Annotated in this window: 26 protein-coding genes; 10 read left to right on the top strand and 16 right to left on the bottom strand. The window is 65.9% G+C overall.

Going from position 1 to position 26,432, the window contains the following annotated elements; genetic code table 11:
- Window positions 1-415: 415 nt before the first annotated feature.
- A complete protein-coding gene (locus tag AC3IQ7_RS14295) occupies window positions 416-1,804 on the bottom strand; it encodes an MFS transporter (protein ID WP_489210262.1) in 1,389 nt (462 codons plus the stop codon).
- A gap of 94 nt (window positions 1,805-1,898) precedes the next feature.
- Here AC3IQ7_RS14295 and AC3IQ7_RS14290 point away from each other — a divergent pair, with 94 nt between their 5' ends.
- Entirely contained in the window at window positions 1,899-2,795 is an 897-nt protein-coding gene (locus AC3IQ7_RS14290; RefSeq protein ID WP_489210260.1) for a LysR family transcriptional regulator, read from the top strand.
- Window positions 2,796-2,904: 109 nt separating this feature from the next.
- A complete protein-coding gene (gstA, locus tag AC3IQ7_RS14285; RefSeq protein ID WP_489210258.1) occupies window positions 2,905-3,519 on the top strand; it encodes a glutathione transferase GstA in 615 nt (204 codons plus the stop codon).
- A gap of 22 nt (window positions 3,520-3,541) precedes the next feature.
- Here gstA and AC3IQ7_RS14280 read toward each other — a convergent pair whose 3' ends face one another.
- Window positions 3,542-3,988, bottom strand: a complete 447-nt coding sequence (locus AC3IQ7_RS14280) for a PaaI family thioesterase (protein WP_489210256.1) — start codon at window positions 3,986-3,988, stop codon at window positions 3,542-3,544.
- 180 nt (window positions 3,989-4,168) lie between these two features.
- Here AC3IQ7_RS14280 and AC3IQ7_RS14275 point away from each other — a divergent pair, with 180 nt between their 5' ends.
- Complete coding sequence (locus tag AC3IQ7_RS14275) at window positions 4,169-5,266, top strand: acyl-CoA dehydrogenase family protein (protein ID WP_489210254.1); 1,098 nt, start codon at window positions 4,169-4,171, stop codon at window positions 5,264-5,266.
- Here AC3IQ7_RS14275 and AC3IQ7_RS14270 read toward each other — a convergent pair.
- From AC3IQ7_RS14270 to AC3IQ7_RS14260, 3 genes are read right to left on the bottom strand one after another with little or no spacing between them, the layout of a single operon-like run.
- A complete protein-coding gene (locus AC3IQ7_RS14270; protein WP_099377061.1) occupies window positions 5,252-6,619 on the bottom strand; it encodes an MFS transporter in 1,368 nt (455 codons plus the stop codon). The genes AC3IQ7_RS14275 and AC3IQ7_RS14270 overlap by 15 nt on opposite strands.
- Window positions 6,620-6,659: 40 nt before the next feature.
- Window positions 6,660-7,307 (bottom strand): 4-carboxy-4-hydroxy-2-oxoadipate aldolase/oxaloacetate decarboxylase, encoded by a 648-nt coding sequence (locus AC3IQ7_RS14265; RefSeq protein ID WP_099377062.1) that lies wholly within the window; start codon window positions 7,305-7,307, stop codon window positions 6,660-6,662.
- A 34-nt stretch (window positions 7,308-7,341) separates the two neighbouring features.
- Window positions 7,342-8,004, bottom strand: a complete 663-nt coding sequence (locus AC3IQ7_RS14260) for an RraA family protein (protein ID WP_489210251.1) — start codon at window positions 8,002-8,004, stop codon at window positions 7,342-7,344.
- Window positions 8,005-8,097: 93 nt separating this feature from the next.
- On the opposite strand from AC3IQ7_RS14260, the gene AC3IQ7_RS14255 reads away from it, so the two are divergent.
- Entirely contained in the window at window positions 8,098-8,991 is an 894-nt protein-coding gene (locus AC3IQ7_RS14255; protein WP_489210249.1) for a LysR family transcriptional regulator, read from the top strand.
- Here the strand turns inward: AC3IQ7_RS14255 and AC3IQ7_RS14250 are convergent, their stop codons facing one another.
- On the bottom strand, window positions 8,992-9,456 hold the full coding sequence (locus AC3IQ7_RS14250) for a (R)-mandelonitrile lyase (protein ID WP_489210247.1): 465 nt from the start codon (window positions 9,454-9,456) through the stop codon (window positions 8,992-8,994).
- A gap of 259 nt (window positions 9,457-9,715) precedes the next feature.
- Here AC3IQ7_RS14250 and AC3IQ7_RS14245 point away from each other — a divergent pair, with 259 nt between their 5' ends.
- The 3 genes from AC3IQ7_RS14245 to AC3IQ7_RS14235 all read left to right on the top strand — a co-directional run bounded on the left by AC3IQ7_RS14245 (window position 9,716) and on the right by AC3IQ7_RS14235 (window position 12,011).
- Window positions 9,716-10,549, top strand: coding sequence for an HDOD domain-containing protein (locus AC3IQ7_RS14245; RefSeq protein WP_233516049.1), 834 nt, complete (start codon window positions 9,716-9,718; stop codon window positions 10,547-10,549).
- A gap of 92 nt (window positions 10,550-10,641) precedes the next feature.
- A complete protein-coding gene (locus tag AC3IQ7_RS14240; protein ID WP_071077609.1) occupies window positions 10,642-11,073 on the top strand; it encodes a hypothetical protein in 432 nt (143 codons plus the stop codon).
- A complete protein-coding gene (locus AC3IQ7_RS14235; protein ID WP_099377067.1) occupies window positions 11,070-12,011 on the top strand; it encodes a DUF2145 domain-containing protein in 942 nt (313 codons plus the stop codon). The genes AC3IQ7_RS14240 and AC3IQ7_RS14235 overlap by 4 nt, the downstream gene beginning before the upstream one ends.
- Here AC3IQ7_RS14235 and AC3IQ7_RS14230 read toward each other — a convergent pair.
- The 8 genes from AC3IQ7_RS14230 to AC3IQ7_RS14195 all read right to left on the bottom strand — a co-directional run bounded on the left by AC3IQ7_RS14230 (window position 11,977) and on the right by AC3IQ7_RS14195 (window position 19,914).
- Window positions 11,977-13,281, bottom strand: a complete 1,305-nt coding sequence (locus AC3IQ7_RS14230) for a glycosyltransferase (protein ID WP_489210244.1) — start codon at window positions 13,279-13,281, stop codon at window positions 11,977-11,979. The genes AC3IQ7_RS14235 and AC3IQ7_RS14230 overlap by 35 nt on opposite strands.
- A gap of 163 nt (window positions 13,282-13,444) precedes the next feature.
- The gene (locus AC3IQ7_RS14225; protein WP_489210242.1) at window positions 13,445-13,894 is read right to left on the bottom strand and encodes a GNAT family N-acetyltransferase; all 450 of its coding nucleotides are present in this window, start codon (window positions 13,892-13,894) and stop codon (window positions 13,445-13,447) included.
- 45 nt (window positions 13,895-13,939) lie between these two features.
- On the bottom strand, window positions 13,940-14,569 hold the full coding sequence (locus AC3IQ7_RS14220) for a Rossmann-fold NAD(P)-binding domain-containing protein (RefSeq protein ID WP_489210240.1): 630 nt from the start codon (window positions 14,567-14,569) through the stop codon (window positions 13,940-13,942).
- A gap of 58 nt (window positions 14,570-14,627) precedes the next feature.
- The gene (locus AC3IQ7_RS14215; protein WP_099377071.1) at window positions 14,628-15,011 is read right to left on the bottom strand and encodes a nuclear transport factor 2 family protein; all 384 of its coding nucleotides are present in this window, start codon (window positions 15,009-15,011) and stop codon (window positions 14,628-14,630) included.
- Between the two features lie 41 nt (window positions 15,012-15,052).
- Window positions 15,053-16,153 (bottom strand): alkene reductase, encoded by a 1,101-nt coding sequence (locus AC3IQ7_RS14210; protein WP_489210238.1) that lies wholly within the window; start codon window positions 16,151-16,153, stop codon window positions 15,053-15,055.
- Between the two features lie 72 nt (window positions 16,154-16,225).
- Window positions 16,226-16,810 carry a TetR/AcrR family transcriptional regulator gene (locus tag AC3IQ7_RS14205; protein ID WP_199534262.1) on the bottom strand — a complete coding sequence of 195 codons (585 nt, stop codon included), beginning with the start codon at window positions 16,808-16,810 and terminating at the stop codon, window positions 16,226-16,228.
- Between the two features lie 58 nt (window positions 16,811-16,868).
- Window positions 16,869-18,149 (bottom strand): arsenic transporter, encoded by a 1,281-nt coding sequence (locus AC3IQ7_RS14200; RefSeq protein WP_489210236.1) that lies wholly within the window; start codon window positions 18,147-18,149, stop codon window positions 16,869-16,871.
- A 118-nt stretch (window positions 18,150-18,267) separates the two neighbouring features.
- Window positions 18,268-19,914, bottom strand: a complete 1,647-nt coding sequence (locus AC3IQ7_RS14195) for a DUF4394 domain-containing protein (protein ID WP_489210234.1) — start codon at window positions 19,912-19,914, stop codon at window positions 18,268-18,270.
- Between the two features lie 153 nt (window positions 19,915-20,067).
- On the opposite strand from AC3IQ7_RS14195, the gene AC3IQ7_RS14190 reads away from it, so the two are divergent.
- From AC3IQ7_RS14190 to AC3IQ7_RS14180, 3 genes are all read left to right on the top strand, one after another.
- The gene (locus AC3IQ7_RS14190; RefSeq protein WP_489210232.1) at window positions 20,068-20,379 is read left to right on the top strand and encodes a 7(1) septoil knot domain-containing protein; all 312 of its coding nucleotides are present in this window, start codon (window positions 20,068-20,070) and stop codon (window positions 20,377-20,379) included.
- A 41-nt stretch (window positions 20,380-20,420) separates the two neighbouring features.
- On the top strand, window positions 20,421-20,996 hold the full coding sequence (locus AC3IQ7_RS14185) for an Hcp family type VI secretion system effector (RefSeq protein WP_489210230.1): 576 nt from the start codon (window positions 20,421-20,423) through the stop codon (window positions 20,994-20,996).
- Between the two features lie 89 nt (window positions 20,997-21,085).
- Window positions 21,086-21,949, top strand: coding sequence for a hypothetical protein (locus tag AC3IQ7_RS14180; RefSeq protein WP_489210228.1), 864 nt, complete (start codon window positions 21,086-21,088; stop codon window positions 21,947-21,949).
- Here the strand turns inward: AC3IQ7_RS14180 and AC3IQ7_RS14175 are convergent.
- Window positions 21,897-23,270, bottom strand: a complete 1,374-nt coding sequence (locus AC3IQ7_RS14175; RefSeq protein ID WP_489210226.1) for an efflux transporter outer membrane subunit — start codon at window positions 23,268-23,270, stop codon at window positions 21,897-21,899. The two genes, AC3IQ7_RS14180 and AC3IQ7_RS14175, sit on opposite strands and share 53 nt — an antisense overlap.
- Window positions 23,270-26,416, bottom strand: coding sequence for a multidrug efflux RND transporter permease subunit (locus AC3IQ7_RS14170; RefSeq protein ID WP_489210224.1), 3,147 nt, complete (start codon window positions 26,414-26,416; stop codon window positions 23,270-23,272). The genes AC3IQ7_RS14175 and AC3IQ7_RS14170 overlap by 1 nt, the downstream gene beginning before the upstream one ends.
- Between the last annotated feature and the right edge of the window lie 16 nt (window positions 26,417-26,432).

Here is a 26,432-nt window from a genome sequence, read left to right as displayed (position 1 = left end):
TGACCGCGGAAGCCGTATCGGCTACCGCCCACAGTAGCGCGACGGCCAGACCCGATTGAAGCAAAGAGACTATATTCATAACGCGACCTTTTATCTGTTGACTGGTGCAACTTACTGCTGACCCATGACGCCATCATGGCGCTGGCGACAGCGCCCGGCGGCGCAGCGATTGCTCAACTTACTATTAAAACCGGTCTGGCATGTCCGACGTTCAGCTGGAAAGCATCCTTGCGCGAAAGCGCTCCTGTGTTGTTGCGGGATGAAGTGTATGGCCCCCACGGCACACGCCATATAGGAGCACTCCGAAAAACGGATACATTGCAAAAATTTTATGATCTGGCAAGCCCGAAGAGCCGCTCGGTCCGCTGACGGAGCTTGACGCCACGCCTGCGCTCGCCAGACACGGTATCTGGCTTCAGCCGCGGCGACGGCATGACAGCACCAGCAGCAAGGCCAGCGCCAGCATGCCGCTCGCGCTGCCCAGGGCCACCGTCACGCGATGCGCCAGCAGCGGCGCGCCCGCCAACTGGCCAGCGCCCAGCCCGGCCACGGCCACCAGCGTCGCCAGCCCCAGCGAACTGCCCAGCTGGTGCGCCACGTTGACAATGCCCGAGGCGGCGCCCGCATCCTGCGCCGGCACGCCAGCCACGCCGGCCGCTGTCAGGGGACTCAGGGCCATGCCCTGCCCCGCGCCGATCAGCAGCATGGGCAAGGCCACGCCCAGCCAGTAAGCCGTGCCCGTATCGACGCGGCTCAGCCATGCCATGCCCAGCAGGGTCAAGCCCAGCCCCATGGCCAGCAAACGGGCATTCCCGAGGCGGTGGATCAAACGCGGCACGCACAGGGCCACGCCGAAGTTAACCAGAGTCATGGGCAGGAAAGCCAGGCCCGTCAGCGAAGGCGGATAGCGCAGCACCACTTGCAGGAATTGCGTGGTGAAAAAGAAAAAACCGATCATGGCCCCCATGAACAGCACCCTGGCCCCGTACGCGGCATTGCGCTGCGCATCGGCAAACAGGCGCAGCGGCAGGACGGGCTGCGCGGCGCGCCGCTCGATGGCAATGAAAGCGGCCAGCAACAACACGCCCGCCGCCAGCGCGCCTTGCGTCAGGGCATCGCCCCAGCCGGCGCCGGCCGAGCGGATCAGGCCATACACGAGGGCCGACATGCCGAAGGTGGAACTAGCCGCGCCGGCCACGTCAAACTGTCCCCCGCTGCGCGCACTTTCCGCAACGAAACGGCGCGCAGCCACCAGCATGACGGCGCCAATCGGCAGGTTGATGAAGAAACCCACCCTCCACGACAGCCATTCGGCCAGCACGCCGCCCAGCACCAGGCCCACGCTGGCAGCGATGCCGGCCACGGCGCTGTACAGCGCGATGGCCCGTGTGCGCTCGCGCCCTTCCGCAAACGTGGTTTGCAGCAAGGCCAGCGTGGACGGCGCCAGGATGGCCGCGCCCGCGCCCTGGATGGCGCGCGCGGCGATCAGCATGGCCGGCGACCGCGCCAGGCCGATGGCCAGCGACGCAAGCGTGAACAGCGCCAGGCCCAGCTGCAGCATGCGGCGCCGGCCATACGCATCGCCGGCGCGCGCGGCCAGCAGCAGCAAGCCGCCAAACGTCAGGGTATAGGCGCTTTGCACCCAGGCCAGGCCCGTGTCCGTAAAGCCCAGTTCCTGGTGGATTTTCGGCAAGCCCGTCAGCACGACGGACGTGTCGAGCACGATCATCACATAGCTGACGAGAATGATGGCGAGGATGGCCGCCTGGTGCGGCGCGGCAGAGTTAGCGGGAAGATTTTTCATGCCCCCACTGTAAGACTTTCGCATTACCATGAATAGATGCTAAAGTCCGCATGAACTTATTAGTATAACTAATGAATAAAAGAGGCACTCCGCCATGGCACAAACCAACTTTAACGACATCCTCGCCTTCGTGGCCGTGGCCCGCGAAGGCAGTTTTACCCGCGCGGCGGCCAAGCTGGGCGTGTCGCAATCGGCCCTGAGCCAGACGGTGCGCGCGCTGGAAGAGCGGCTCGACTTGCGCCTGCTGGTGCGCACCACGCGCAGCGTCTCGGCCACGGATGCGGGCGAACAGCTGCTGCGCACGGTGGCGCCCCGTTTCGACGAAATCGAGGCGGAGCTGGCCCTGCTCAGCGAGCGGCGCGACAAGCCGGCCGGCAACATTCGCATCAGCGCGGGAGAACACTCGGCGCTGACAGTATTGCAGCCGGCCATCGCCCGCTTGCTGCCGAACTATCCCGACATCAACATCGAAGTCGTCGTCGACAACGGCATGACCGATATCGTGGCCGCGCGCTGCGACGCGGGCGTGCGCCTGGGCGAGCAGGTGGCCAAGGACATGATCGCCATGCCCATCGGCCCGGATTTCCGCATGGCCATCGTCGCGTCGCCCGCCTACTTCGCCCGCCATGCGCCGCCCGCCACGCCGCAGGACTTGATGGCGCACAACTGCATCAACATGCGCCTGCCCACCCTGGGCGGCCTGTTTGCCTGGGAGTTTGCCAAGGATGGGCAGGAGCTGAAAGTGCGGGTGGAAGGGCAAATGATCTACAACAACATGGCCATGCGATTGCATTCGGCGCTCGATGGCCTGGGCGTGGCCTGCATGGCGGAAGATGTGGTGCAGCCTTACGTGGCCGATGGCCGTTTGATCCGCGTGCTGGACGACTGGTGCCCCACGTATGCGGGCTACAAGCTGTATTACCCGAGCCGGCGCCACCCGTCGCCCGCGTTTACCTTGCTGCTCGACACCTTGCGCTATCCCCAGGTTTGAGCCAGCGCAATCCTTCACCCGGCAGAAAGTGTGAATTGCGCGAACACGCGTTTACCGTGCGGCGGCGCGGGACTATAGTGGCTTCTTTCCCACCTGTTCAAGGATCGCCATGAAACTCTTTTACTCGCCGGGCGCCTGCTCGCAGGCGCCGCACATCATCCTGCGCGAAACGGGCACGCCGTTCACCCTGGTCAAGGTCGACCTGGGCCAGCACAAGACGCTGGAAGGCGGCAATTACTACGAACTCAACCCCAAAGGCCAGGTGCCGCTGCTGGCACTCGATGATGGCACGACCTTGAGCGAAGGCCCCGTCATCGCCCAGTACATCGCCGAACAGGCCGGCAGACAGGATTTATTGCCGCCGGTGGGTAATTTTGCCCGCTACAAGGTGCTGGAATGGCAGAACTACATCACGTCCGAGCTGCATAAATCGTTCAGTCCCCTGTTCGATCCCCGCATCGACGCTACCACCAAGGCCTTGTTCATTGAGCAATTGGGCAAGAAATACAAATGGGTGAACAGCCGCCTGGAAGGCCAGGCCTGCCTCACGGGCAACACCTTCACGGTCGCCGACGCCTATCTGTTCGTCATCACGGGCTGGGCGCCAGGCCTGGGCGTGGATTTGTCCGCGCTGGAAAATTTGCAAGCTTTCCTGGGCCGAATTGCCCAGCGCGACAGCGTCAAGACGGCATTGGCAGCGGAAGGCTTGGTCAAGGCGGATTGAGCGCCGTTGTGCGGTGCACGGCTCACGTCTTTTCCGACTTGCCGTGCATCACCATGATGGTTTGCTGCATCAGCGCGCACAGGGTTTCCTTGCCGTCGCGCACGGCGAACACTTCGGCCTGCGCGACGATCAGGGTGCGGCCCGGGCGCACCACCTTGCCGCGCGCGATCAGTTTTTCACCATCGGCGGGCGCCAGCAGATTCATCTTGTATTCCACCGTCAGCACGGACGCGCCATCGGCCACCATGGTCATGGCCGCGTAACCGGCGGCCGAGTCCGCGATCATGCCCACCACGCCGCCATGCACGAAGCCATGCTGCTGCTCGATGCCGCGCCAGTGCGGCACGTGGATTTCCGTGCTGCCATGCGCCACCACGGGCAGGCTCGCCTGGATCAAGGTCATGGCGTTCTGCAGCGCAAAACTGGTGCGGACTTTCTCGGCGAAGTGCGGGTCGGGAAGACGGGACATGGTTTTGCGCTTTCAGGATAAGTGCTGCATGGAAGGGACCATGCGACTGTACCTGCTTATGGCCGGCACCGGCCATCCGCTGTCGTCATTTTCACCAATTGCGATGCACAGGCCGCGAACTACCCGGTACACGCCCCGCTATGCGAAAATGCCCGCCTTCGCCATTGCCGGATGTTACCCATGCCGCACGCTGCCCTTGCCACCCTTTCCGAGCGCGACGCACGCCGTATCGCGCGCCACGCCCAGGCGGCCGACGCCGCCCGCTTTTTGCATCCGGCCCAGCAAGCCTTGCTGCACCGGCGCGGCTGGCTGACGATGCTGGCGCCGCGCAGCGCGGGGGGCGCCGAGCGGCCCTTGCCGCAAGTGGTGCGCCTGGAAGAAGCCGTGGCCGCCGTCGACGGCAGCATGGGCTGGGTGCTGACCCTGTGCGCGGGGGCCGGCTGGTTCGCGGGCTTTTTGGCGCCCGACATGGCACGCGCCATCATCGGCACGCCGCGCGTCTGCCTGGGCGGCAGCGGCGCGGCCACCGGTTACGCGGAGGAAGAAGGCGACGGCTACCGCATCACGGGCAGCTGGGATTACGCCAGCGGCGCGCCCATGGCCACGCACTTCACCCTGAACGCCCGGCTGCAGCGCGATGGCCAGCCCCTGCTCGATGCGGATGGAAAACCGCGCATCCGCGCCTTCCTCGTGCCCGCCGCGCTGGTGCAGCTGGTGCCGTCCTGGAACAGCATCGGCATGCGCGCCAGCGCCTCGCACAGCTACCGCATCGATGGCCAGTGGCTCGGCAAGGACCATGGCTTTGCGATCAGTCCTGACACCGCGACGGCCGACGGCCCGCTGTACCGCTACCCGTTCTTCTCGCTGGCCTACGTAACCCTGGCCGCCAACGTGGCCGGCATGGCCGCGCATTTCCTGGAATTGGCCGAAGAATGCATGCGCCACCGCCGCCATGCGCGCGAAGGCTTGCCGCTGCTGGACGTGCCGGCAGTGGTCGCCATGCTGCAAGGCAAGAAAGACGCGTTCACCGTCGCCCGCGCCCGCTTTTACGCCGTGCTGGACGACAGCTGGGCGCAGGTGGCGGCCGGCGCGGCGCTCGGCGCGGACGCCATGCAAGCCGTGCAAGACAGTTCGCTGGACCTGGTGGCCACGTGCCGCGCGGCCGTCGATGGCCTGTACCCGCACTGCGGCCTGTACGCGGCGCGCGAAGACAGCACCATCAACCGCGTCTGGCGCGATTTCCATACGGCCAGCCAGCATTCCTTACTGCTGCCCTGACGGCCGCAACTTGAGCGGTTCGGCGATGGTCAGTACCACCAGGAAGGTCAGGCAGGAAATGGCCGCCATGAAGCCGAACACATAATCCCAGCCGTAGTGGTCGAGCAGCATGCCGACGATCCACGGCGTGGCCGCGCCGCCCAGCTGGCCGCCCATGTTGACGACGGCATTGGCGACAGGGAATTTTTCCTTCGACACGAACTGCATCGGATACACCATGTAGGCGGAGAAACCAATGCTCAACAGCACGCCCGTGAGGAACAGCAGCGCGCCGTATTGGAGCGGGTCGGCCGGCGCATGGATCAGCAAATACATCATGACGGCCGTCGACAGGGCGGAAATGAGCATGCCGGGTTTCCTGCGCTTGTCGAGCACGCGGTCAGCCAGCAAGCCGCCCAGGATATTGCCGAAGACGGCGCCCACCCACGGCGCGGCCGCCACCATGCCCATGTTCATGATGGAAAACTGTTTTACCGTCAGCAAGTACGTGGGAATCCAGGCCAGCAGCACGCTGGAAATGCCCAGCTGGCAGCAATAGCCGAGCGCGCAGCCGAGAATATTCCACGACGCAAACACGCCACGGCTGGTGCTGACGGTGGGCACCTGGCGGACGCGGATCAGTTTGTCGAGCCAGGGCATGGGCCGCGACGTGGCCGCCGTACCGGTGCTGCTGCCATCCGGCGCCTTTTCTTCGATGACGGCCAGTTCTTCCCCATTGACGAAACGGCTCTCCATCGGCTTGTTGGTGACCAGGAAATACCAGAAGATGGCCAGGATCACGCCGGGCACGGAAAACCAGATGAACACTTCGCGCCAGCCCCAGACGGCAATGATGGCCGCGCCCAGGATCGGCGTGATGACGGGGCCAAACTTGACGGCCGACAAGAACAGTCCCGACGCCGTGCCCTTCTCGCGCGACGGGAACCAGTGATTGATGGTGGTCGTCACGCCGATCGGCAACGGCCCTTCGGCCAGGCCCAGGCCGAGGCGGCACAGTTTCAATGACAGCAGGGAACCCACCAGCCCCGTCAGTCCCGTGGCGATCGACGTGAGCACCATGGAAATGGTAAACACCTTGCGCACGCCGAACTTCGACAGCAGCCAGGCGGAAGGCAGTTGCGCCAGCGCATAGGCGACGAGGAACAGGCTGACGAGGCCGCCCGCATCGGTATTGCTCATTTCAAATTCCTTGCGCAAAAACGGCAAGACCACGCCCAAATTGGCGCGGTCGGCGGCGGCAATCGTGTAGACGATGAAAAACAGGGCCGCGACGACCCAGCGGTAGCGCGTGGGACGGCGGACGGCCAGCGGTGCGGCGGGCGCCGCAGCCGGGGCGGTAATGGTGGTATGCATGAGGGTGTCTCCTGATTTTTTTTAGTGGTGGGCACAGAGGTCAGTGCAGTGCCAGCCGGCGCAAGGTCTCTTCCAGCCCCAGCAGGTCGACGGTCGTGGCGCCGTCTCGGATCTGCTGGCGGAAGCGCGCTTCCTTCTCTTCGCGCTGGCGGCTTTTCTGCAGCACCGCATCCACCTCGTGGCGCCGCACCACCACCACGCCATCCTGGTCGCCGACGATGATGTCGCCGGGATCGATGCTGACGTCGCCAATGGTGACGGTCACGTTGAGGCGCCCCGGCTGGTGCTTGCCCGTGCCCTTGATCGACAAACCCCGGCTGAAGACGGGAAAGCCCGCCTCGGTCATGGCGGCCGCGTCGCGCACGGCGCCGTGGATCACCAGGCCGGCCAGGCCGATCCGCTGCGCCTGCTCGGTGAAGACATCGCCCCACACGCCCGCTTCCAGGAAACCCTTGGCGTCGACCACCAGCACGTCGCCGGGCTGGGCTTTCAGCATGGCGTAGTGCAGCATCAGGTTGTCGGCCGGGCGCGTATCGACGGTCAAGGCCGGGCCGGCCAGGCGCATGCCGGGCGCAATCGGCTTGATGCCGCTGTCGAGCGCGCCTTTCGCGCCCTGCGCTTCATAGATGGTGGCCGCGCCCAGCTGGCGCAGGGCGTGCAGGGTCGCGATGGAAACATGCTGGTCCATGGTGTGCTTTCTGAGAGGTAAAGAGAGGGGAAATTCAGGCAGCCGCAGGCTTGCGCTGCAAGGTGTGATAGCCGAACTGGCGCCGCGCGTCGCGCAGCGACACGCCGTCCAGCGCGGCGGCGACGATGCGCAATTCCACCGCCTGCATGGCCAGGGCGCGTTCAAAAACGGCGTGCGCCCGGCCCGCCGGCACGATGACGACGCCATCCTGATCGGCCACGACGAGGTCGCCGGGCGCCACGCGCACGCCGGCCAGGCTGACGGGCGCGCCAACGGCGTCCACCTGCACCCGATCCTTGCCGGTGCGCATGAAGCGCCCCAGCGCAAACAGGGGGTAACCGGCGGCGTCCGCTTCCGCCGTGTCGCGGCACACGCCGCCGATGACGGTGCCGGCCACGCCCCGCTGCGCCGCCAGCTGGCTCATGATGCCGCCCCAGACGGTGCAATCGCTGCGGCCAGCGTTATCGAGCACGGCAATGGCGTCCGCAGGAATATCGTCGAGGTAATCGCCCACCGTGCCGGGCGACTGGCTGTCGACGGGCGCGAAGCGCACGGTAAAGGCGGGACCGAACAGGCGCCGCGGCCCGGCCACGGGGACGAGGCCTGGCACGCTGCCGGGCAAGCCGAAATAATCGAGCGCGTCCGACACTTCCGCACTGCTCAGGCCGCGCGCCTGCGTGAATACACTGTCTTCCATGAAACGTCTCCAGATATTGTTGTCGTGGAACCCAGTTTCATATAAAGTGTTTTCAATATCAAACATCGATTATTGACTCTTGGATCAATAAAAATGAACTTAAGACAGTTGCGGTATTTTTGCGAGGTGGTGGAAGCGGGCAGCGCCGCGCACGCGGCCGAGCGCCTGCACGTGGCGCCGACGGCCATCAGCATGCAGCTGGGGCAGCTGGAAGCCCACCTGGGCGGTGAGCTGTTCGACCGTTCGCGCCGGCCCATGGAGCCGACGCCGCTGGGCCGGTTTTTCTACCCGCGCGCCAAGGAACTGCTGCTGCAGGCGGCGCGCCTGGATGACGAGGCCAAGGGCCTGGCAACGGGCAGCCATGGCTGGCTGGGCATCGCATTTACCCGCTCGGCCACGTTTTCCGTGCTGCCACGGGCCATCCGGCAATTTCGCGCCGTCTATCCGCAAGTGCAGCTGGACCTGGTCGAGGCGCTGTCCGAATACCAGCCGGCGCAGCTGCGCCAGGGGCGCATCGATATCGGCCTGTCGCGCTTCATCGGCCCCTGCGAAGCGCCGCCCGACCTGTGCCACGCGGTCACGCTGGACGACCCGCTGGTGGCCGCCCTGCCCCTGCACCATCGACTGGCGGGACGCACGTCGTTGCGCGCGGCCGAGCTGGCGGACATCCCCTTCATCCTGTATCCGAAAGACCCGATCAGCCCGTTTGGCCAGCAGATCGTCGCCGCGCTGAAGGCGGCGGGCGCCGAGCCGGCCGTGGCGTATTCCGCCGTGGAAATCTACACGGCCCTGTCACTGGTGGCCGCCGGCCTGGGCGCCACCCTGGTAGCCCGCTCGATCGCGGAAAACAACCGCACCGACGTGGTCTTCCTGCCCTTGGACGATATCGCCACCAGCACCACCGTGGTGGCCGTGACGCGCGCCGATGAAAAAAGCCGCCTGGTGGCGGCTTTCCTGGAGATACTGGCGCACGGCGAACAGTCCTGACTACCTGGGGTAGCTGTCATCCGCCACGTGCTCCAGCCAGTTGACGGCCGTGCCATCTTGCGCCTCCGCAATGGCAACATGCTGCATGGCAGACGTGGCCGTGGCGCCGTGCCAGTGCTTGACGCCGGGCGGTATCCACGCCACGTCGCCCACGGCCAGCGCCTGCAGCGGCCCCTGCCAATGCTGCACCCAGCCATGGCCTTGCGTGACGATCAGGGTCTGGCCCAGCGGATGCGTATGCCAGGCCGTGCGGGCGCCGGGCGCGAAGGTGACGAGGCCGCCGCCCACGCGGGCCGGAGCCAGGCGCTGGAACCTGGCGCCGACTTCGACCGTGCCCGTGAAATAGGCGGCGTCGCCGATGCTGGCGGGCATGGCGGCGGCGCGCGTGACGGTGACTGCCGCTGGCGCGGCAGCCGCCCCGGCGGGCAGGCAGAGCGGCAAGAGTGCCGCGGCGTATCGATGCATGTCTGGTTTCCTTTCTTGCCGGTATGATTGGTCTCACGTGCCGCCGGGCAGCCGGCGTCGCCTGTCCTGGCCATACAAGCTTAACAGCGCTGGCCCGTGCTGATTAGCGCCATAAACCCACTAGGGTCTATAAGCTGGACTGATGAATAGGTCGAGGCGCGGTCGAGGCGCGGCCTATTTCACAGGAAAGGCTGTCGGGCGCCATGCAGGCCGGATTGCCTGATAATATGGGGCATTGCTACTTCTCGCTCCCCTATCCATGCACGTCAACACGCTCAGCAGTCTGGCGCAACTTCTGGCCAGCGCCGAAACGGAAACCCTGGCTTTTCCCACCAGCATCAATACGGCCCTGCTCCTGCAAAAGGAACTGGCGAATCCGGATTGCCACTCGGCCGACATCAGCCGGCTGCTGCTGTGCGAACCGACCTTGTCGGCGCGCGCCGTGGCGCTGGCCAATTCGGCCCTGTTCGCGCCCGGCCAGGCGCCCGCCCTCACCAGCGTGCGCGCCGCAGTCGAACGGCTGGGCCACCGCAACCTGTATGCGCTGGCCACGGCGGCCGTCATCCGCCAGCTGAACGCGGGCATCCGCGACGAAGCCTTGCGCGCCCGCGCCACCCAGCTGTGGGCGCACACCGTGCACGTGGCGGCCCTGGCGCATGGGCTGGCGGGCGCCGTCACGCACACTGATGCCGACACGGCCCTGTTCGCCGGCATCGTGCATGAAGTGGCCGGTTTTTATTTGCTGGCCCAGGCCGACAAGACGCCGGGCCTGTACGCCGAGCTGGAAACGCAGATGGCATCCACGCTGGAAGTGATCGGCCGCGCGCTGATGCGCCAGCTGGGCGTGCCGCTGCCGGTAGCTGATGCCGTCAACGCCTTGCCCGGTTCGACCATCATGCTGCCGCCCGAGGGCTTGCGCGACACCCTGCTGCTGGCCAAGGCGCTGGCACCCGTGCCGACACCGCTGCCGCAGGCCAGCGTCACCGTCAGCGCGCCGCTGCAAGCGTATCTGGAAAATGATCCCGTGCTGCAGGCGCTGCGCACGCAGCCGTCGGCCGAAGCGAAGGGCCTGATCGAGGTACTGCTCAGCTGATAAGCGATCTGCTATGATGGCGCAGGCCGGGACAGACCCGGCGCGCTTTCATTGACGTCCACTGGAAAACTGCCTTGACTATCTCCTTACGCATGCTCGGCCTGGCCGCAGCTCTGACCGTGGCGTGCAACGCCAACGCCGACAGTTTCGTTTCCTCGGCCTCCAGCGCCGGCTCCCAGTCGAGCGGCAGCATTTCCGATTCGCTCAACGGTTCGAGCAACAGCTCCTCGCGCGACAACAAGGTGGCCAATGGCCCCTACCGCATCATCGACGTGGCAGCCCTGCCAGGCCGCGACGGCATGACGCGTTTGACCATGCAGGCCGACGCCACGGCAACGCCGCTGGTGCTGGACTTGCCGCAAGCGGCACTCGACAAGCAGCAGCTGGCGCAAGGCGACGTGGTGCATGCGCAAAACCGCGCCTATGGCATCGAATTCTCGCGCAACGACACGCGCGCCGCCTTCTTCCTCGTGCTGGCCGACGACTGGTACGGCGAAATGGCCACGCGTCCCGTCAGCCTTTGATTTTGCGCAAACTGGCGCCGCTGCTGGCCGGCTGCGCCGCGCTCGTCCTGGCTGGCGCGGCCCAGGCGGGCACCTCGCTCGCCTCATCGCGCTTTTGCGACCGCGCGCAGGAACTCACGGCCACGGAACAGGACCGTCTGTTGCGCTTTGCCGCCGTCGTGCGCGAGGAACTGGCCGCCAGCGAAGGCAGCGTGGCCCTCATCAGCCGCTCCGGCCTGGACCTGGCCCGCTTCGGCATCCGCTATTCGCACGCGGCGCTGGCCTGGCGCCACGACAATGACAGCGGCTGGTCCGCGCGCCAGCTGTACTACGCCTGCGACGAAGGCCGCCCGCGCATCTTCGACCAGGGCACGGCCGGTTTCGCCATGGGCACGGAAAATCCGTCACTTGGCTACATCTCCCTCGTGAAACTGCCTGCAGAAACCGTGCCGCCCCTGCGCCGCGCCCTGCTCGACCCCGTGCGCGTGCAGCAGTTGCTGGCGGGCCGCTACAGCGCCAACGCGTACGCCTTCAATTTGAAATACCAGAACTGCAATCAGTGGGTGGTGGAAATGCTGGCCGCAGCCTGGGGCGAGCTGGCCGCCGGCAGCGACTTGCGCGCCCGCGCCCAGGACTGGCTGCGCGCCGCGCCGTATGCGCCCGCCCCCGTCGACGTCGGCGCGCGCTGGCTGATGCTGGGCTCGATCTTCGTGCCTCTCGTGCACATGGATGACCACCCGCCGGAAGCCATCGGCACGATGCAGCTGGCAGTGAGCCTGCCGGCCAGCCTGGAAGCGTTCGCGCGCCAGCGCCTGCCCGCCAGCGAACGCGTGGAAATCTGCCACGACGGCAAGCAGGTGGTCGTGCACCGGGGCTGGGAACCAATCGCCGACGGCTGCGTGCCCGGCGCAAACGACCGTGTCATCACCCTCGACGACGGTGCGCCCCAGTCCCGATAAGCGCCGCCTCGACGTGATCGAGCAGGCGCGCTGATTCGAGTCCCTGCCCCATCCTGCGGGCCACGTCGGCGCACGCCAACTGAACCTCGGGCGCGGCCAGCAGGCGCGCCAGTTGCCGCCGCATGCGCCCCGCCGACAGGCGTTTGGCCAGCAAGACATCTGCTACACCCAGCCGTTTGGCGCGCCAGCCGTTATCGAACTGGTCGTACGCGAATGGCACGATCAGTTGCGGGACGCCCGCGCGGAAGGCGTCCGCGCTGGTGCCGATGCCGCCGTGGTGCACCACGGCCGCCACGCGCGGCAACAGCGCCGCAAACGGCACGTGCGCCTGCCACATCACGGTCGGCGGCAAGTGTTGCGGCACTTGCGCCGCGTGGGGCGTGAGGAACAGGCCGCGCCGCCCCAGCCGCCGCAAGGCGTCCAGCGCGATGCTGAAATAGCGTTGCGCGTGCTGGTGGCCGGTACCGGGCGTAAACACGATGGGCGGCTCGCCCTCGTCCAGAAAACGTTCCAGCTCCGGCGGCAGCGCCGCAGCGCCATGCATGGCGGCGCCGGTGAAATCGGCTTGCACGAAGTGCGGCGGCCAGTCCGCCTGCGGCGCGGCGAACCAGGCGGGGAACAGCCCCAGCGAGGCATCCGGCGCGGCCAGCATGTGCGCAAAAAAATGCGCTTCCGGCGGCAGCCCATGCTGCGCGCGCGCCCCATTTAGGCCCGGCAGCAGCACCGGGTCGACCATGCTGCGGTGGATCAGCCGCCACAGCGCCTGGCGCCAGGCCAGCGGCACCCAGGCGGGAATCCGCAAGGAGCCGGCCGCCAGGAAGTCATGGCTGCTGCACAGGTTCGATGGCGCCAGATACGCCGCGACGATGCGCAAGTCAGGGCGCACGGAGCGCGCCAGGGCCGCCATCGGCACGAGGATCGGGTGGCACAGCACCACGCACGACTCGCCGGCCGGCAAGCCTTGCACGACGTCGCGCACGGCGCCCAGGTGCGGCACGAGGCCATTCCACACCACGCCCCAACCCTTGCGCTCATCCCACAAGCCTGGGTCGCACAGCATGGCCTGCCCCTCTTCCACGCTGCCAAAGATTTGATACGGCAGCCTTGACGCCTGCGCGGCCGCTTCCTGCCAGCCCGGCACCAGCAGCAGCACGCGCCGGCCCCGTTGCTGCAAGCCCTGCGCCAGCGCGATAAACGGTTGCATGTCGCCGCCGGTGCCGCTGCTGGCCACGATGACGAGCGGGGATGGCGGCAGGCTGTCATCAGCCATGCTGGCCTCCGTGCCTGGCGGCGGTCTGCAATGGGAGGTCAAACGAGAGTGACGGGCGCATGGGCATCTTTCCTAGTTGAAACACCCAACGATAGTAAGCGACTAACGTTACCATCTCAATCAGTATTTGGCCGAAGCATGACGCCATGCCAGCCGGCAGTTGCTACACGGGCAGTTGCAACATCATGTCCCACTGGTCGATGCCTGGCCCGAAGCCATCCGGCGTCACCTTGACTGCCTCAAAACCGAAGCGCGCATAAAACCGCTGCGTGTGCTGGCTGGTATTCATGCTCACGCTGGCGACTCCCGGCACGGCACGGATGGCGTCCAGGCGCGCCTGCGTCAGCGCGCGGCCCAGTCCCTGCCCATGCAGATCCTGCGCCACCATGCCCCAGCACAGGCTGGCGACCGTGCCGCCCGCCTCAATGGCATGGCCGCCGCAGGCGACGATGTCTCCGTCGCGTTCGATGATCAGATACGGATGCGTCGATGCTTCCAGCCAGGCGGCAAAGCCCGCACGCTCGGACGGGTCGAAAAAACGCGGCGTATTGCCGTCGAAAAGGGCCAGGCAGGCGTCGCGGTCGCCGGCCTGGTAAGGGCGTACTGTCTGCATTGTGATCCTTTCAAAAACGGGAAGATAAATGATACGGGCCTGCGCTCACAGCAGCTGCTCCGACGTCACCACGTGCACGCCCGGCGCGGCGGCCAGCGCCGCTTCCAGCAAGGCGCTGGCGATGCGCGGCGCGGGATTGATGCGCCAGCGGCGCGGCAGCACGGGAGCGAGCACGCGCAGCAGGCGCAAGGCGGCGCCCTCGCCCGCCCGCGCCACCTCGCGTTCGCCGCCAATCAGACCGGGTCGCACGTGCGTGAGCGAGTAAAAACCCAGCGCTTCCAGGTCGCGCTCCAGCTCGCCCTTGACGCGGTTATAAAAGAAGCGCGAAGCGGCGTCGGCGCCGGCCGCGGAATTGAGCGCATACGTGCGCGTGCCGGCCGCCAGCGCCAGGCGCGCCACGACCAGCGGATAGTCATGGTCAACCCGTCGGAACGCCTGTCGCGTGCCCGCCGCCTTCATGGTCGTGCCCAGGGTGCAGATGACGGCGTCCGCCTGCCACCAGGGCGCCTCCGCCGGCAAGCGGTCGAAGTCGACGAGCGGCGCATCGAGCTTCGGATGCGCAGGCAAGGGCTTGCGCACGGGCGCCACGATGGCCGTGACGCGCGCGTCGGCCAGGGCCAGGCGCAGTACTTCGCGGCCCACCAGGCCCGTGGCGCCTGTCAGTATCAGTTTCATTCATTCTCTCCGCATGCTGGACGCCACACGATACAGCATCGGGCGCCCAGCCAGTGCATCAGGCGCCCGCGTGCGTGTGATAAATCTTGCTGACGATGGTCCACTCGCCCTGCACCTTCAACAGGTTGAAAAAGTCGGTAAAGCGGAAACCCGAGATATCGTCCGTATCGACGCGCGCGCTGGCCGCCGTGCCCACGATGTCGACGCGCACGATGGCCGCCCTTGCCTGCGGCGATGGCCGGAAGGCGCTGTCGATGATCTCGAACAGGCCCTCGATGGGCCCGCCCGTCAGCTTATCGTCGCCATCGACGCCGAAAATGGTGGCCTGGCCGCTGAAAGCCGGGCGCATGATGCTGCTGTCGGCCTGCGCGCCGCCCGCATTGTATTGATTCAGCACGGCGACAATCGCCTGGTAATCCTGCACATAAGTGGTGTTGTTCATGTTGCGCTCCTTGGGTGAGTAAAAAAGAAAATCAAGAGAAATCAGTACAGGTTTGCGGGCCAGTCGGTGTAGCCGCTGGCGCCACCGCCGTAATACGCCTCGCGCGGCGCCACGGTCAGCGCCACGCCATGGCGCAGGCGGGCCACGAGGTCCGGGTTGGCGATGAAGGGACGGCCAAACGCCACCGCATCAACCTTGCCTTGCGCGCGACGGGCCTGCGCCAGCGGCAAGTCATAGTGGTTGTTGCCGATGTACGGACCGTCGAACAGCGCCCGCAGCGCATCGAGGTCGACGCCTGTCGGCACAGCGCGCGAGGTGGCCGTGGCGCCCTCGACGAAGTGCAGGTACGCCAGTCCATAGCCGTTCAACTGTTCGATCAGATAGCCATAAGTGGCCATCACGTCGCTGTCGACGGGCGTATTGCCCGCGTCGGGCGTGACGGGAGACAGGCGGATGCCGACCCGCGCCCCGCCCCAGACGTTCACCACGGCTTGCGTCACTTCCAGGGTCAGCCGCGCACGGTTTGCGATGCTGCCGCCATAAGAGTCCGTGCGCTGGTTGGTCGAATCGCGCAGGAACTGGTCGAGCAGGTAGCTGTTGGCCGAATGCACTTCGACGCCATCGAAACCGGCGCGCAGTGCGCATGCGGCCGCATGCGCATATTGCGCGACGATGCCGGCGATTTCCCCCGTTGCCAGCGCGCGCGGCATGGACACGGCCTGCATGCCGCTGGTGGTATAGGTGCTGCCCTCGGCCCGGATGGCGGAAGGGGCGACGGGCGCGGCGCCATCGGGCTGCAGGCTCGCATGCGAAAACCGCCCCACATGCCACAGTTGGCAGACGATCTTGCCGCCGGCCGCATGCACGGCATCGGTGACCAGCTTCCAGCCAGCCACCTGCTCGTCCGTCCAGATTCCGGGTGTCATGGCGTAGCCGCGCGCCTGGGCCGAAATATTCGTCGCTTCGCTGATGATCAGACCGGCGCTGGCGCGCTGGGCGTAATACTCGGCGTGCAAGGCGTTCGGCACGCCATCGTCGCCCATGCGGCTGCGCGTGAGCGGCGCCATGACGATGCGGTTGGCCAGCGCCAGCGCGCCCAGGTCGACGGGAGAAAATAGATCGCTTTCATGCTGTTCGGTCATCGTACTGCTTTCATATTGTGCGAGAGGTCAAAATAACTGACCGGTCGTCTATTTAATGGTTAAAAAAAACGGCTAGGACAGCAGCCGTTGCGTGGTCGACATGGCGGCGTCGAACGGTCCGCCGTTCCTGGCCACCTTGACCATCAGCGAAGCGCCCAGCCACAACTGATACAGGGATTCGGCCAGCACGCGCGCCGCCGTCGCCGCCGCCACGGAACCGTCGAAGTGGCCCGCTTCCACGCACTGCGTCAGGCGCTCTAGGATGGCGCCCGTGCCCTGCTGCAGCACGGCGCCCATGTCCACGGACAGGTCGCACACTTCGGCGCCCAGCTTGACCACCAGGCATTTGCCTTCCGGCGCGCTGCTGGCCTGGGTGGCGCGCCAGTAGTCAAAATAGGCCAGCAGGCGCTCGCGCGCCGTGCCTGGTCCCGTCAGCAAGGCGTCGACCGTCTGCAGATAGGTGGTGAAATAGTCATCGAGCAAGGCTTGGCCAAACTCTTCCTTCGACTTGAAGTAATAGTAGAACGAGCCTTTCGGCACGCCAGCGGCCGCCACCAGCTCGGCCAGGCCCACGGCCGTATAGCCCTTCTCGGCCATCAGGGCATTGGCGATGTCGATCAGGTGCTGGCGCATGTCAGCGGAGGATTTTTTGCTCATGCAGCCAGTATAGCAAAAAATCTGACCGGTCGTCTATAGGCCATATTTCCTTCCTTCATCACCCCAGGCGCAGCGCCAATGCGGCCAGGGTCACCAAGAGCACGGGCACGGTCAGCACGATGCCGACGCGGAAATAGTAGCCCCAGGAAATATGGATATTCTTGCTGTCGAGCACGTGCAGCCACAGCAAGGTGGCCAGGCTGCCGATGGGCGTGATCTTCGGGCCCAGGTCGCTGCCGATGACGTTCGCGTAAATCATCGCTTCGCGCACGGCCCCCTGCGCCGTCGTCGGGTCGATGGCCAGCGCGCCCACCAGCACCGTCGGCAGGTTGTTCATCACGGACGACAATAACGCCGTCAGCACGCCCGTGCCCATGGCCGCGCCCCACACGCCGTACTGCGCAAAGTGGTTCAGCATGCCCGTCAGGTACGCCGTCAGGCCCGCATTGCGCAAGCCGTACACGACCAGATACATGCCCAGCGAAAAGACGACGATATGCCACGGCGCATGGCGCAGCACGTGGCGCGTGGAAATCACGTGCCCCTTGCCTGCCACGCCCAGCAGCAGCGCGGCGCCGACGGCGGCGATCAGGCTGATGGGGACGCCCAGGCTTTCTTGCGAGAAAAATCCCACCAGCAGCAGCGCCAGCACCAGCCAGCCGGCGCGGAAGGTACCGAGGTCGCGGATGGCGGCGTCCGGGCGTTTCAGCTGCGCCACGTCATAGTCGCGGGGAATATCCTGGTGAAAAAAGAGCAGCAAGGCCGCCAGGGTCGCCAGCACGGCGACGACATTGACAGGCGCCATCACGGACGCGTACTCGGCAAAGCCGATCTTGAAGAAATCGGCCGAGACGATATTCACCAGGTTCGACACCACCAGCGGCAGGCTGGCCGTGTCCGCAATAAAACCGGCCGCCATCACGTAGGCCAGGGTGGCCCTGGCGGAAAACTTCAGCGCGCGCAGCATGGCGATGACGATGGGCGTCAGGATCAGCGCGGCGCCGTCGTTGGCGAACACGGCGGAAACCAGGGCGCCCAGCAAGACCAGCAGCACGAACAGTTTTCTGCCGCTGCCGCCGCCCCAGCGCGCCACGTGCAAGGCGGCCCATTCGAAGAAACCGGCCGCGTCCAGCAGCAGGCTGATGATGATCACGGCGATGAACGTGCCGGTGGCGTTCCACACGATGTGCCAGACGACGGGGATGTCGCCCCAGTGGATGACGCCCGCCAGCAAGGCGACGCACGCACCGATGACGGCGCTCCAGCCGATGCCCAGGCCGCGCGGCTGCCAGATGACGAGGACTAATGTGGCGAGAAAGATCAGGAAAGCGGTGAGCATGGGGCAAGGTCCCGTTCGATGCGGCATCGCGGGCACCATGCGCCGCAGCCATTGAAGATCAACAATAATTCTATAATACTGGAATTATTGAATCAAAGCAAAGCTGCGGCGTATTTCCTTACTTGAGCGCGATGGCAATATCGACCAGTCCCACCGGCCCGTTGCCGACGAGGGACGCGGCCGGCGTGGCCGCGCCGCCGCTCAGCACGGCCGCACCCGTCGCCAGGTCGATGCGGTACAGCGAGCTCGGTCCCGTGGCCGACGTGCGCAAGGCCGCCAGAGCCAGGCCATTCGCGCCACCCGCGATATCGAAGCCGACGTCGCCCGCCACGGCCAACCCGAGCAGCCCTACATTGACGAGAGTACCGTCATTCGGCGGATTTTGCAGGGCGAGCGCAGCGCTGGCCGTATCGATATCGAACAACATGGTGGCCGCCGTGCCCGCAAAGCTGTTGCTGTAAGCCGCCGCCGTGACAGCCGGCGTTGCACCGGCGCGGTTGACGGCACCATCGGTGGTGGTGGCGCCCGTGTCGACATTGATGCGCAGGCTTTGCCCCGTATTGCCGATCACGCGCAGGCGGTCGGCGACGGGATTGAAGTCGACGCCGAAGGCCGTGCCGGCGATGGCCGTGTAGGGCGCGGTGGCGTCCGCCGCATCGGCCGCCAGCGTCGCCTTGACGGTGGCCACACCCGTGTCCGGGGCGATGGTAACGATGCGCCCCGTTGACGATACCCCGTACAGCAAGCCGTCTTTCGGACGGATATCAAAGCCCAGCAGGCGCTCGCCCGCCGCCAGGCCCGTGACGGCCACGTTGGCGTCCAACGTGTTCGGGGTAGCCGTCTTGAAGCTGACGATGCGATTGTCGTCCGTCAGGCCGTAGGCGATGGGGGCGCCCGGCGCCTTCAAGGCGATGCCGCGCAATTCTTCCGTCACGCCGATGGCCGCCACCAGGGTTGCAGGCGCCGTGGCCACGGCCAGGTTCAAGGTGTACAGGTTGCGCGCGCCGGCCACCGTCATGACGGCGTAGCCCGTATTCGTGCGCGCATCGATGTCGAAACCGGCGACGCTGGTGGCCGCCACGCCCAGCGGCACGGCGCCGGCCAGGGTGCCGTTGTTGGGTGGATTTTGCGTGTACAGGGTGGCGTTGACCGCGTCGATCACAAACAAGGTCGTGCTGGCCGTGCCGGCGAAGCTGTTGCTGTAGGCCGCCGCCGTGATGGCCGTATTGGCCGCGCCACCGTTGATATTGCCATCCGTGATGGTGGCGCCCGTGTCGACATTGATGCGCAGGCTCTGGCCCGTGTTGCTGACGATGCGCAGGCGGTCGGCGACTGGGTTGAAATCGACGCCGAACTCCGTGCCGGCCAGCGCCGTGTAGGGCGCCGTCGCGTCGGCCGCATCGGCCGCCAAGGTGACTTTCACGGTGGCGGCGCCCGTCACGCCATTCAGGGTGTAGATGCGCCCCGTGCTGCCGACGCCATACAGCTGGCCATCGGCGGGACGGAAATCGATGCCCAGCAGGTTTTCGCCAGCCTGCAGGCCCGTCACGCTGGCCGTGGTGCGGATGGTGGCTGGCGTGGCGCGGTCGAACGACAGCAACTTGTTGCTGGCGGTGAGCACGAAGACATCGCCGGCCACCGCCACGGGTGGCGCTGGCGGAGCAACAACATCGTCATGGTCGCTGCCGCCGCAGGCGGACAAGGTCATGGCGACGGCGGAAACGAGCAGCAGCTTGGCAAATGGCAAGGTCGGTAATATCGGCATGATCGTGGCCCCTGTAAGAGTGAGTGGAAGTGCCGCTCGTGCCGCCCTTGCGGCGAGCGCACCCCTGTACTACTCGCCATGCGCGCGTTTGGATGCAGCCATGCAAAAATATATTTCGGCGCCATTGATGCTTGTGTTTATGCAATTTTTTCAGTGTATAGTCGCAGGCACGACGACAAGTGGAAACAGAGAGTGGCGCGCATATTTCAATCAGAGACCATGGGAGAAGCCGACGTACGGGTGGCCATCGTGCCGCGCGACAATGCCGATTTGCTGGTGCACCGCGTCAGCAGCCGGGGCCTGGCACGGGGCGACGCCGTGTGGTACATCACCCGCGACCGGCAAGAGGCCACGGCCCGCGTATTCTTCGTCTCGCAAGGCATGGCGCAGCTGAAAATCTGTTTTGTCGACAGCCACGGCGAAGCGGGCTGGCAAGTGCCACGCCCGCGCCACATCCAGCTGTAGCGCAAAAGGCCCGTGCACACTGACTTTAAGGGAGCATCGCCATGAATTTGATCTTGCTGGAACCCGGCAACGGGGAACTCGTATTCGGCAAGGCGACGGACGGTAGCAATGGCGGAAGTCTTATCGACACTGCCTGGAGCGACGCCGCCGCGTTTCAGGGCATGCGCCAGTGCATCGAGCTGGTGTCGTTACATCAAGGCATGAAGCAGCAAGTGATGACCGACGTCAGCAATGCGGCGCGCACGTCCGGGCGGCCCGTGATCACGGAATTTACCTGCGTCAAATATGTCGACCAGACGTCCGTCAAGCTGTATGAACTGTGCCTGCGCGCCGAGCCACTGGGCAGGGGTGCCGCCCAGCCTACCAAGCTGTACATCGCCCGCAACTCGGGCGACAAGACGGTCAACATCATCACCATCTCGCTGCGCGATGCCCTGATCAGCGAAATCCAGCTGCAAACCCATCCCGATGACATGCCGACCGAACAGTTCAAGCTGAACTTTACGGAAATCCTCTGGAGCCACAGCGTGCAGCGTGCGGACGGCCAGCCCGCCGCCCAGAACACGACGGGCTGGAGCCTGGCGCGCAACCGCCCGATCGGCGCTTTTACGGCATGATAAAGATGAGCTGCGCCTGCCCGCCACGGCAGTACCGGCGTCTGGCACAGTAGACCGTCAGCAAACCGATACGCCATAAGGATACCCGCATGAGCAACTACATCCGCATCGCCGGCAGTCCCGCCAAGGGCATCGTCCTGCTGGGCGACGATGGCACGGTGCGCAGCCTGGCCCAGGTCGAGCGGAACTTGTACTGGCTGGACTGCACCAAGGCCCCTGGCTTCGTGCCTGGCGACACGGCGTTCGCCTGCCTGCTGGGCGATGGCGTGGGCTACACCACGCTGGTGCATGGCACGGCCATCCGTTTTCTCGCCGCCCTGGGCCAGCCGGAGGCGCGCTGGAAAGACGTCGCGGGGCCGCCTGCCGGCACCGGCATGGCCGGCCTGGCCGGCGACCACCATCACGGCTACCTGCTGCTGGCCGCCGATGGCCACGGCCTGTACCGGCTGGACAGGTCGGCCAATGGCAATGGTGAGTGGAATGCATGGGAGCGCTGCGCCGCCCTGCCCCCGCCATTGCGCGGCAAGGCCACCCTGATCGCCGGTGACTGGCAGCATGGCATGCTGGCGGTGGGTGAGGCTGCGGCAGCAAAACTGTCACGCGGCGGCGACGCCTGGACGGCGCTGCCGCCGCCACCGCTGGCCATCGAGATGGTGACGGGCAATTTCCACGATGGCTTCATTGCCTACGGCGAGGGGCAGCTGTGCATGCTGGACTCGGGCGCCCAGCCAAGGTGGAGCCGCTTGGGCATGCCAAACTTCGACCTGCGTGCCCTGTCCGGCGATCCGGCCCACGGCGTGGCGGCCGTGCTGGCCGATTCCAGCGGCGACGGCACACTGGTCGCGTATGCCCTGCGTCCGGGACGGGAACCGTGGTCGCTGGCACTGGCGCCGCTAAGCCCTACTCTTCCAGCCCTCCCCCCAGCGCCTTGTACAGGGCCACGGCCGACTTGAACTGGTCGCGCCGCGCGTCGAGCAGGGTTTGCTGCGCCGCGTACGACTGGCGCTGCGCGTCGAGCAATTCCAGGCGGCTGTCCTGGCCCGCGTCGTAGCGCAGCTGTGACAACCGCTGGCGCTGCCGCGCCGCCGCCACCACACGTTCTTGCGCGGCGATCTGCTGCGCATACGTGGCGCTGCCCGCCAGGCCGTCGCGCACGTCGCGGAACGCGGCCTGGATCGCCTGTTCGTATTGCAGCACGGCCACGTCCTTGCGCAGGCGCGACAGCTGCAATTCCGCGCGCAGCTGGCCGCCCTGGAACAGCGGTTGCGTCACTTGCGGCGCGAACGACCAGCTGCGCGCGCTGCCGCGGAACAAGTCACTGAGTTCCGGACTGGCGAAGCCCAGCGACGCCGTCAGCGACAGGCGCGGGAAAAAGGCGGCGCGGGCGGCGCCGATTTCCGCATTCGCCGCCACCAGCGCATATTCGGCCTGCAGGATATCGGGGCGGCGCGCCAGCAAATCCGATGGCAGGCCGGGCGGCAGCTGCGTCAGCACGGGCTGGCCATCGAGCGGCCGGCCTGCCGGCAAGTCCGTTGGCAGCGGCGCGCCCAGCAACAATTCCAGGTTGTTGCGCGCCAGGGCACTGGCCCGCTCGCGCGCCTGCACGTCCGCTTCCGCCGTGGCCGCCTGCCCTTCGGCTTGCGCCACGTCAAGGCCACTGCCCTGCTGCGCGGCGTGCAGGCGCTGCGTCAGGACCAGGGCCTGACGCCAGTCAAGCAGGGTTTGCCGCGCCAGCGCCAGCTGTTCCTCGGCCAGGCGCTGCTCCAGATAAGCGTCGGCCACGGCGCCGATCAGGGCCATGTGCGCGGCGCGCTGACCCTGCTGGGTGGCCAGGTAACGGGCAAAGGCGGCATCCGACAGCGAGCGCAGGCGGCCGAACAGGTCGATCTCGAACGCGCTCATGGCGATGCCCGCAGTGAACTGATTTTGCGTCACCGCATCGGCGCCGCGCTGGCGCACGCCACCCGCATTCGCGCCGATGGCCGGAGTGCGGCCCGCATCCTGGATCTGGTACTGGGCCCGCACGGCTTCCACGTTGAGGGACGCCACGCGCAAGTCGCGATTGTTTTCCAGCGCGATGCCGACCAGGCGCTGCAGACGCGCATCGAGCAGCATCTGGCGCCAGCCCAGGCCGGCGGCAGTGTCGCCTATGCCTGGCGCCGAAACCTCGGCATAGCTGGCCGGTATCGGCGCCGCCGGTTTCACCAGCGGCGGTGTCAGGGAACAGGCCGACAAGGCCAGCGCGGCCAGCGGCGTGATAAAAATCAAACGCATTACGATTCTCCTTCCACCGCCTTGACGGCGATGCGATTACTGCGTTTGTTGAAATAAGCGTCCATCTTGTCGACGGCACCCAGCACCACGACAAAGAACACGGGCACGAAAAACACGGCCAGCACGGTGGCGGTGATCATGCCGCCGAACACGCCCGTGCCGATCGCATGCTGCGTCTCGGCGCTGGCACCCGTGGCCAGCATCAGCGGCACCACGCCCAGCGCGAACGCCAGCGACGTCATCAGGATCGGACGCAAACGCAAGCGGGCCGCTTCCACCGTCGCCTCGACCAAGCCTTTGCCTTGCGCCTGCAACTGGCGCGCATATTCGACGATCAAAATCGCGTTCTTCGCCGACAGGCCGATGATCGTGATCATGCCGACCTTGAAGAACACATCGTTCGGCATGCCGCGCAACATCACGGCCAGCACGGCGCCCAGCAAGCCCAAAGGCACGACCAGCATCACGGAGACGGGAATCGACCAGCTTTCATACAGGGCCGCCAATACAAGGAAGACCACCAGCATCGACAGCGCCATCAGCATGGGCGCTTGCGACGCGGATTCCTTCTCTTGCAGCGACTGGCCCGTCCACGCCAGCGCGAAGCCGGGCGGCAATTGCTTCACGAGGCGTTCCATCTCCAGCATGGCGTCGCCGCTCGATACGCCGGGCGCCGCGCTGCCCGAAATGCGCGCCGCAGGATAACCCTGGTAGCGCACCAGTTGCAGCGGTGACTCGCTCCACACGGGGCGCACCAGTTCACCCAGGGCCACCATGCCGCCCGCGTTATTGCGGATGCGCAAGGCCAGCACATCGTTCAGCTGCATGCGCGACGGCGCATCGGCCTGGATGATCACCTGTTGCATGCGGCCGGCGTTCGGGAAATCATTGACATAGGTCGAACCCATGGCTGCCGTCAGCATGTCGGCAATGGCCGTAAACGACACGCCCAGCGCTTCCGCCTTGGTGCGGTCGATATCGAGGCGCACGCTGGCGCCGGGCGGCAAGCCGTCCGGATACACACCGGCTACCTTGGCGCTTTGCGCGGCCAGGCCCAGCAGCTGGTTCTGCGCTGCCTGCAAGGCAGCGATGCCCTGGTTGGCGCGGTCTTGCAGGCGCATGGAAAAGCCGGACGAGTTGCCCAGTTCATCGATGGCGGGCGGCATCAAACTCATGATCACGCCCTCCTTCGCCTGCGACATGGCGGCCTGCGCCAGCGCCACTTCCTCCTGCGCCGTGGCGCCGTTGCGCTCTTTCCAGTCCTTCAGCATGGTGAACGCCAGGCCCGCATTCGGTCCCGCGCCGGAAAAGCTGAAACCGAGAATAGACTGGTTCACTTCGATGCCTGGCCGCGTGGCCACGTGCTGCTCGTACAGTTTGACGACGTCGAGCGTGCGCTCCATCGTCGCGTCGGACGGCAGCTGGATCGAGGTGATGAAGTATCCCTGGTCTTCTTCCGGCAAGAAGGCCGACGGCAGCTGCATGAAGGCCACGCCCAGCGCCGCGACGATGGCGCCATACAGCACCATCGAACGGCCCGCGCGTTTGACCATCGCCACCACGCCCTTTTCGTAGCGCGCCGTCATGCGCTCAAACTGGCGGTCGAACCACAGGAAGAAGCCTTTTTTATCGTGGTCGTGCGGGCCGATCGGTTTCAACATGGTGGCGCACAAGGCCGGCGTCAGGCTCAAGGCCAAAAAGGCCGAGAACAGGATGGACACGGCCATGGCCAGGGTGAACTGGCGGTAGATGGCGCCCACGGAACCGCTGGCCAGGGCCATCGGGATGAACACGGCCGTCAGCACCAGCGTGATGCCCACGACCGCACCGGTGATTTCGCGCATGGCTTTCGACGTCGCTTCCTTCGGCGACAAGCCCTCGGTCGCCATCAGGCGCTCGACGGCTTCCACCACGACGATGGCGTCATCGACGATGATGCCGATGGCCAGCACCATGCCGAACATGGTCAGCACGTTGACGGAATAGCCGGCCAGCAGCATCACCGTGAAGGTGCCCATCAGGGCAATCGGCGCGACGATGGCGGGAATCAGGGTGTAGCGTATCTTTTGCAGGAACAGATACATGACGAGGAACACCAGCACCATCGCCTCCAACAGCGTGACGATGACCTTTTCAATCGAGATTTTCACGAACGGTGCCGTGTCGAACGGTACCGAGTACTTGATCCCGGCCGGCATGGTGTGCGCCAGTTCGGCCATGCGCGCACGCACGGCGCTGGCCGTCTGCACGGCGTTGGCGCCCGGCGACAGCATGATGGCGGCGCCCGACGCGGCTTGCCCGTTTTCGCGGATGCTGAAATTGAAGCTTTGCGCGCCCAGCGACACTTTCGCCACGTCGCCGATGGTCACTTTCGAGCCATCCGCATTCGCGCGCAGAACGATGGCGGCAAATTCGGCCGGCGTTTGCAACTGGCCCTGCACCGTCAGCGGAATGGTCACGCGCTGGCCGTGCACGGCCGGCGAATCTCCCAGGCGGCCCGGCGCGATCTGCGCATTTTGCTGCGCGATGGCGGCCGTCAGCTCGCCCATGGCGATGTTGTACGACACCAGCTTGGCCGGATCAACCCAGATGCGCATGGCCCGCTCGGAACCGAACAGCTGCACCTTGCCCACGCCGGGAATGCGGCGCAGTTCTTCCGTCACGTTGCGCGCCAGGTAGTCGCCCAGCGCCACTTCATCGTGCTGGCCATTCTCGGAAATCAGGCTGACGATCATCAGGAAGCCGGACGACGCCGATTCCACCGTCAAGCCATTTTGCCGCACGGCCTGCGGCAGACGCGGTTCGATGGCTTTCAGGCGGTTTTGCACGTCCACCTGCGCCATTTCCGGATTCGTTCCCGGCTGGAAAGTGACGGTGATCGAAGCCGACCCCGACGTGTCGGTGGACGACTCGAAATACAGCAGGTGCTTGACACCCGACAGTTCGCGCTCGATCAGGCCGACCACGGAATCGTTCATGGTTTGCGGCGTGGCGCCAGGGTAGTTGGCGCTGATGCTGACGCTGGGCGGCGCCACCGAAGGGAAGCGCGCAATCGGCAATTGCGGTATGGCGATCAGTCCGAACAGGACGATGAAGACCGCCACCACCCACGCAAAGACGGGGCGGTTGATGAAAAATTGAGGCATGTCGTTAGGCTTTCAT

The organism is Janthinobacterium sp. GL_088 (assembly GCF_057837845.1).
Note: the sequence above shows the minus strand (reverse complement) of the source record. Positions and strands in the feature narration are given on the sequence as shown.

Bases quoted from the DNA above. Each gene is read 5' to 3' on its own strand.
- AC3IQ7_RS14230 (WP_489210244.1), bottom strand. From the start codon at position 13,281: ATGGCTGATGACAGCCTGCCGCCATCCCCGCTCGTCATCGTGGCCAGC.
- AC3IQ7_RS14265 (WP_099377062.1), bottom strand. From the start codon at position 7,307: ATGGACCAGCATGTTTCCATCGCGACCCTGCACGCCCTGCGCCAGCTG.
- AC3IQ7_RS14195 (WP_489210234.1), bottom strand. From the start codon at position 19,914: ATGCCGATATTACCGACCTTGCCATTTGCCAAGCTGCTGCTCGTTTCC.
- AC3IQ7_RS14215 (WP_099377071.1), bottom strand. From the start codon at position 15,011: ATGAACAACACCACTTATGTGCAGGATTACCAGGCGATTGTCGCCGTG.
- AC3IQ7_RS14185 (WP_489210230.1), top strand. From the start codon at position 20,421: ATGAATTTGATCTTGCTGGAACCCGGCAACGGGGAACTCGTATTCGGC.
- AC3IQ7_RS14280 (WP_489210256.1), bottom strand. From the start codon at position 3,988: ATGTCCCGTCTTCCCGACCCGCACTTCGCCGAGAAAGTCCGCACCAGT.
- AC3IQ7_RS14270 (WP_099377061.1), bottom strand. From the start codon at position 6,619: ATGCATACCACCATTACCGCCCCGGCTGCGGCGCCCGCCGCACCGCTG.
- AC3IQ7_RS14240 (WP_071077609.1), top strand. From the start codon at position 10,642: ATGCTCGGCCTGGCCGCAGCTCTGACCGTGGCGTGCAACGCCAACGCC.
- AC3IQ7_RS14295 (WP_489210262.1), bottom strand. From the start codon at position 1,804: ATGAAAAATCTTCCCGCTAACTCTGCCGCGCCGCACCAGGCGGCCATC.
- AC3IQ7_RS14200 (WP_489210236.1), bottom strand. From the start codon at position 18,149: ATGCTCACCGCTTTCCTGATCTTTCTCGCCACATTAGTCCTCGTCATC.
- AC3IQ7_RS14210 (WP_489210238.1), bottom strand. From the start codon at position 16,153: ATGACCGAACAGCATGAAAGCGATCTATTTTCTCCCGTCGACCTGGGC.
- gstA (WP_489210258.1), top strand. From the start codon at position 2,905: ATGAAACTCTTTTACTCGCCGGGCGCCTGCTCGCAGGCGCCGCACATC.
- AC3IQ7_RS14180 (WP_489210228.1), top strand. From the start codon at position 21,086: ATGAGCAACTACATCCGCATCGCCGGCAGTCCCGCCAAGGGCATCGTC.
- AC3IQ7_RS14220 (WP_489210240.1), bottom strand. From the start codon at position 14,569: ATGAAACTGATACTGACAGGCGCCACGGGCCTGGTGGGCCGCGAAGTA.
- AC3IQ7_RS14175 (WP_489210226.1), bottom strand. From the start codon at position 23,270: ATGCGTTTGATTTTTATCACGCCGCTGGCCGCGCTGGCCTTGTCGGCC.
- AC3IQ7_RS14245 (WP_233516049.1), top strand. From the start codon at position 9,716: ATGCACGTCAACACGCTCAGCAGTCTGGCGCAACTTCTGGCCAGCGCC.
- AC3IQ7_RS14255 (WP_489210249.1), top strand. From the start codon at position 8,098: ATGAACTTAAGACAGTTGCGGTATTTTTGCGAGGTGGTGGAAGCGGGC.
- AC3IQ7_RS14250 (WP_489210247.1), bottom strand. From the start codon at position 9,456: ATGCATCGATACGCCGCGGCACTCTTGCCGCTCTGCCTGCCCGCCGGG.
- AC3IQ7_RS14260 (WP_489210251.1), bottom strand. From the start codon at position 8,004: ATGGAAGACAGTGTATTCACGCAGGCGCGCGGCCTGAGCAGTGCGGAA.
- AC3IQ7_RS14275 (WP_489210254.1), top strand. From the start codon at position 4,169: ATGCCGCACGCTGCCCTTGCCACCCTTTCCGAGCGCGACGCACGCCGT.
- AC3IQ7_RS14290 (WP_489210260.1), top strand. From the start codon at position 1,899: ATGGCACAAACCAACTTTAACGACATCCTCGCCTTCGTGGCCGTGGCC.
- AC3IQ7_RS14225 (WP_489210242.1), bottom strand. From the start codon at position 13,894: ATGCAGACAGTACGCCCTTACCAGGCCGGCGACCGCGACGCCTGCCTG.
- AC3IQ7_RS14205 (WP_199534262.1), bottom strand. From the start codon at position 16,810: ATGAGCAAAAAATCCTCCGCTGACATGCGCCAGCACCTGATCGACATC.
- AC3IQ7_RS14170 (WP_489210224.1), bottom strand. From the start codon at position 26,416: ATGCCTCAATTTTTCATCAACCGCCCCGTCTTTGCGTGGGTGGTGGCG.